The sequence below is a fragment of the Nesterenkonia alba DSM 19423 genome, from assembly GCF_000421745.1.
GTDB classification, from domain to species: Bacteria; Actinomycetota; Actinomycetes; order Actinomycetales; family Micrococcaceae; genus Nesterenkonia; species Nesterenkonia alba.
Map to the genome: position 1 here is coordinate 1 of NZ_ATXP01000029.1, position 5156 is coordinate 5156.

Annotated in this window: 4 protein-coding genes; 1 reads left to right on the plus strand and 3 read right to left on the minus strand. The window is 65.4% G+C overall.

Going from position 1 to position 5156, the window contains the following annotated elements; genetic code table 11:
• The 3 genes from H578_RS0111925 to H578_RS0111935 all read right to left on the minus strand — a co-directional run.
• On the minus strand, window positions 1-232 hold a 232-nt coding region (locus H578_RS0111925), incomplete at its 3' end, for an IS3 family transposase (RefSeq protein ID WP_022873903.1).
• 75 nt (window positions 233-307) lie between these two features.
• Window positions 308-3217: a hypothetical protein gene (locus tag H578_RS16720; protein WP_028464214.1), complete on the minus strand. Its 2910-nt coding sequence runs from the start codon at window positions 3215-3217 to the stop codon at window positions 308-310.
• Window positions 3218-3303: 86 nt separating this feature from the next.
• Window positions 3304-4254, minus strand: coding sequence for a hypothetical protein (locus H578_RS0111935; protein WP_022873905.1), 951 nt, complete (start codon window positions 4252-4254; stop codon window positions 3304-3306).
• Window positions 4255-4864: 610 nt separating this feature from the next.
• On the opposite strand from H578_RS0111935, the gene H578_RS0111945 reads away from it, so the two are divergent.
• The coding region (locus H578_RS0111945; RefSeq protein ID WP_022873907.1) for a transposase at window positions 4865-5156 on the plus strand (292 nt) is incomplete at its 3' end.

Here is a 5156-nt window from a genome sequence, read left to right on the forward strand (position 1 = left end):
CGGCCAGCAGTCGTTTGAGCCGGTCATTCTGCTTCTGGAGCTCTTTGAGTCGCTTGGCGTCCTCGGCCTTGAGCCCGCCGTATTGGTTCTTCCACCGGTAGTAGGTGCCCTCAGTAACTCCGAGTTCCCGGGCAACCGCGGCGACATCATGGCCTTGGGCCAGCATCTTCTCAGCCTCACCGAGCTTGCGGATGATCTGCTCCGGGGAGTGCCGCTTCCTCTTCGCTGTCATGGTTACACCAGTCTTCCTCCCGCCAAGAGCGGGCGCCAGTGCAACTCACATAACTACTGGACCGAAATCAAGGGGTCACTCCACCAACACCACCGTGTAGGTTCCTGTGCCGGCCTCAGTCACGGACTCATCGCCGGTGACTACAAGCGACTTTGCTTCACCGGCCACCACAGTCAGCTCGTCTTCCAGAAGAGTCCTTTCCAGGTACTGAACGACGACGTCATAGTCACCAGCAGCCGTGGGCGTCTCGGACTTACCGTCGAAGGTGATCGTGGCGTTGTCGGTGACATCGTCAACTGTGCCGTCCTCGGCAAATGCGTTGACGGTAATCGGCTCACCGGCCACGATCTCCTCAGAGTCAAGCTCCGCACGGGCAGCCGTGGCATAGAGGAACACCGAACCCTCATCCAGCAGGTCAGCCAAATCTTCCTCAGCGATCACATCACCTGCCGGTGCCCCATCACGCCACCCGGTGAAGACGAACCCCTCAGGGACTTCGGTGTCGTCCTGATCCGGGATGCTACCGGTGGCCGATTCATCACTGAAGGGAAGGAACTGCTGCTCAGTCACTGGCTCCTGGCCCTGGCCGTGACGGAAGTCGGTCAGCTCCAGGACATGCCCGAACTCCACCTTGAACTCCCGAGAGTTCTCATCCGCTTCAACCAGGGCATACAAGTCACCCTCGACATCCGCTGGCCACGTAATGGTTGGACGCTGACCTTCCGGGCCACCACCGTGCTCGGCAGAATCCTCGGTCTCGTTCGCCCTGATGACCAAGGTTCCGCCGCCGCCGCCCCTGCCGCCGCCGATGCCCGACCCGTCTTGTCCGCCGATGGCAGTGATGGTGCCGCTGGTGATAGTCACCGCCCCGCCATCACCCTGGCTGCCGCCGCCGATACCCGCCCCGCCGAAGCCCCCGATGGCTGTGACGGTGCCGCCGTCGATGGTCACCGCCCCGCCACTGCCGTTGAGGCCGCCGCCGATCCCCGCACCATAGTCGCCGCCGGTAGCGGTGATGGTGCCGCTGGTGATAGTCACCGCCCCGCCATCACCCTGGCTGCCGCCGCCGATGCCCGCACCCCAGTTTCTGGCGGTCGCTGTGACGGTGCCGCCGTCGATGGTCACCGCCCCGCCATCACCCTGGCTGCCGCCGCCGATGCCCGCACCGCCGTAGCCACCGGTAGCGATGAGTTCGCCGTCCCGGGAGTCGGAGGTGTCAGTGATGGTCAGCACTGCGCCTGAAGGCACATGAACCGCAGCGTTGTCGAAACTTGGGTTCTCGATCTCCAATGTCTGCCCATTGAGGTCCAGGGTGATCTCACAGTCCGCGAGATCCAGGTGCTCGTCCTGCTCAGCGGCGATATTGGCCTCGAGGGTCACCGTGCCAGGCTCACCGAACTCGCAGACCGCCGCAACAGCCGCAGTGAGGCTGTCCCAGTCAGCCACGTGTCTTTGTTCCCAGGTGGCGTGGAGCACCAGCGGCCCGTCCATCGGCTCAGCGCCCTCAGGCTCCCACGCTTCGCCGTCAGGATCGCCTTCGACCCACCCGGTGAACGTGTACCTGGGACGGTCTGGGGTCTCGGGAGCCTCCGGGGCCACCCCGAGAACCCTGAAGCTCTCCTCCGGGTCATCGTCACCAAACCCGGGGTAAGCCGTCAGCAGGTAGCCGAAGTCCAGGACAAAGTCAGCGCCGCCTTCCGCCCGGGCGTAAGCATGCAGGTCCTCGTCGTCAGCAGCCCCGTCCCAGTCGATAACTGCCGAGTTTTGCCCACCACCGTGCTCGGCAGAACCCTCGGCCTCGTTCGCCCTGATGACCAAGGTTCCGCCGCCGCCCTCCCAGCCGCCACCGATGCCCGCAGCGGCCTCGCCGCCGGTGGCGGTGATGATGCCGCCGGTGATGGTCACCTCGCCGCCGTCGCCCCTCTCGCCGCCGCCGATGCCCGCACCGTGTTCTCCACCGGTGGCGGTGACGGTGCCGCCGGTGATGGTCACCTCGCCGCCGCTCTCGCCGCCGCCGATGCCCGCACCGGCCTCGCCGCCGGTGGCGGTGACAGTGCCGCCAGTAATGGTCACCTCCCGGCCGCCGCCCTGGACGCCGCCGCCGATGCCCGCAGCCCAGTCGCCGCCGCTGGCGGTGACGGTGCCGCTGGTGATGGTCACCGCCCCGCCGTCGCTCTGGTCGCCGCCGCCGATGCCCGCAGCCCACTGTCCGCCCCGGGCGGTGACGGTGCCGCCGTCGATGGTCACCGTCCCGCCGCCGCCGCGCTCTCCGCCGCCGCCGATGCCCGCACCGCGTTCTCCGCCGGTGGCGTTGATGGTGCCGCCGGTGATGGTCACTGTCCCGCCGCCGACCCAGACGCCGCCGCCGATGCCCGCCCCGTATTCTCCGCCGGTGGCGGTGAGTTCGCCGTCCTCGGAGTCGGAGGTGTCGGTGATCGTCAGCGCCGCATCTGAAGGCACATGAACCGCAGCGTTGCCCTGACCTGGGTCGTCGATCTCCAGATCATGGCCGTTGAGGTCCAGGGTGATCTCACAGCCCTGAAGGTTCAGGTTCTGACCCCGCGAGGCGGTGATGTTGCCTTCGAGGGTGACCGTGCCACCGTCCGCGCAGGCCTCCGCGACAACCGCAATGAGGCTGTCCCAATCAGTGGCGGCTTGGGTGCTCACCTCATCGGTGGTGATGTTGGAGATCTCAGCGCCCTCAGCGTTCTCGCCCGGCAAGCTGTTCTCTCCAGCCTCCCCGTCGGTGTTCTCAGTGGCGGCGTCGTCGTCAGTGCCACTGTGGTGCTGTTCCTGGTCTTCAACCTCGTCCTCAGGGCCAGTGTCTTCTTCGGTGGTGCCCTCTTCGTCGCTGGAGGTCAACACCTGCGCACTGTCCAGACCCTGGGCCTGAGTCCCCGCCGGTGCAGCCCCGGATAAGGGTGCGATCAGGCACAGGGCCAGCACAGCACCAGCGAGACGACGTGGAACAGATGCGAACGACATGGGCTTCCCCTCAAGAATGAAACGGACCTAGAAGTCCGGAGTGTGTCCACGGCCACCCTACAGGATTAACCGGACTACACAATCCTCTATCGTGTGTATGACCGCGGAGAAGGCCGGGCAGGCACCGCAGCCGGGTCTGGTGCTGGGTGGAAGCGGAACCATGCCCATACCGCAATGGAGACCACCCCGAAGGCCCCGAAGCCCAGCGACCAGACCAGGGTCTGCTGTGAGACCTCGATCCAACTCTCTGGCAGAGGCGCGACAACCAGCACAAACGCGACCACCGAGGCCATAGTGAGCACTGCCCACATCCTCTTGGACCACAAGAAGACCGCGTGCCCGATAAGGAATCGCAGCGGCAATATCGCCACCAAGGTTGAACCGATACCACCGATCGTCAGCGTGGTGAGAACCTCGCGCAACAACTCAGTGAAAAAACCCTCAGCCACCGGATCAATGGCTGCATAGGCGAACCAAGCCACTAGCCCCATAGTCAGGAATCCGGCGCCGTCGATGGCCGCGGCTTTGCCCTCCTGGGTGCGGTTGAGGGCGCCTACCGCAACCACCGTGAACAGCAGGCCGAACAAGACCCCTGGCTGTAGGCCGAACACACGAGAGGCCACGACGCTGACCGCCGCCAGCAACAAGAAGCCAGGCATCAACCTGATGCGCGCCGGGACGCGGTACCACTGGTACACCACGCTCCATGAGAACAGTGCTGCGGCAGCGTTCATGATGCCCAAAGACACCAAGACCGCCAGGTACAGGCGGGCCACCACCGAGGGGCTGGCCGGGTCAGCTTCAGCTAGAACACCCACGACCGCCCCGGAGGCCAACAGTCCGATGAGCCCCAGGCGCTTATCGGGGACCCGCCGCAGCCCAGAGCCCCACCGAGCCCACAGCCTCCTCAGGCCGGCAACCCACCCGAAAGCACGGTCATAGTTGCTTCTCAGTGTGGAGTACAACAGCTCCGAGGGCAGCGCAGCCAGCAGCGTGAACCCCAGAGCAAGCACGGCAGCAGTTACAGCATTCCGCACCGGGTGATCCAGAAGCTCAGCCGGTGAGCGCAGGCTCTGCCCGTACGCAGACGCCTCAGCACCAAGCGCCTGGTCCGGAGCAGACTCGGCAACAGGGCCAGACTCCTCGTCAGAACCGGCCTCAGGGGCAGACTCAGCGTCCGGACTCGGATCAGAGGTGGCATCAGAGTCAGATGGGGGATCGGGGCTCGGCCTCGGATCGGCAGAAGGACTTGGAGACGACGGAGGAGTTTGGGTCGGGCTCGGAACCGGAAGCAGCTCAGCCCCCTCAACCGAACCAGGCTCCACATCTGGGGGGAGGGAAGGACTCAGTGTTGGCTCATCCACCGGCGTCGGCGTCGCTGTCGGTTCCTCTGTTAATGCCGACTCCTCAGTCGGTTCCGGGGACTGTGTTGAAGTAGGAGCTGCGGTCGGAGTCACTGTGGACGTCGGAGACGGCGTCGGCTCCTCCGTGGGTGAAGGTTCCTCCGTGGGTGACGGCCCTCCTGTCGGTTCCGGAGATTCCGTCAGTGTGGGTGTGGCAGTTGAAGTCGGACTCGGTGTCTCTGTTGGTGTCGCGCGTCAGACTTAGTGGCAGGGCCGTTATGTAGGTCCTGAAGGAGAGTCAGTCATGGGTAGACCACCCTCGATTCCGGCGGAGAAGAAGACCCGGATAGTGCTGAGCGTGCTGGCCGGCGAGATGTCCATCGCCGAAGTGGCACGCAAGGAGAAAGTCAGTGAGCAGTCCATCGGACGGGGGAAGGCCGAGGTCCTGGAAGCCGGCAAGACCGCCCTGGTGGCCGGCAGGTCCGGACCATCCTCCCGAGAGGAACAGCTGGAGGCCGAGGTCGCCGAGCTGACCCAGGCCTTGGGCGAGGCACACCTGGAAGCCAGGGTGTGGAAGAAGTCCGCGGAGGGCCGGC

Excerpts from the sequence above, each read along its gene's own strand:
- H578_RS16720 (WP_028464214.1), bottom strand. The coding sequence starts at position 3,217 with ATGTCGTTCGCATCTGTTCCACGTCGTCTCGCTGGTGCTGTGCTGGCC.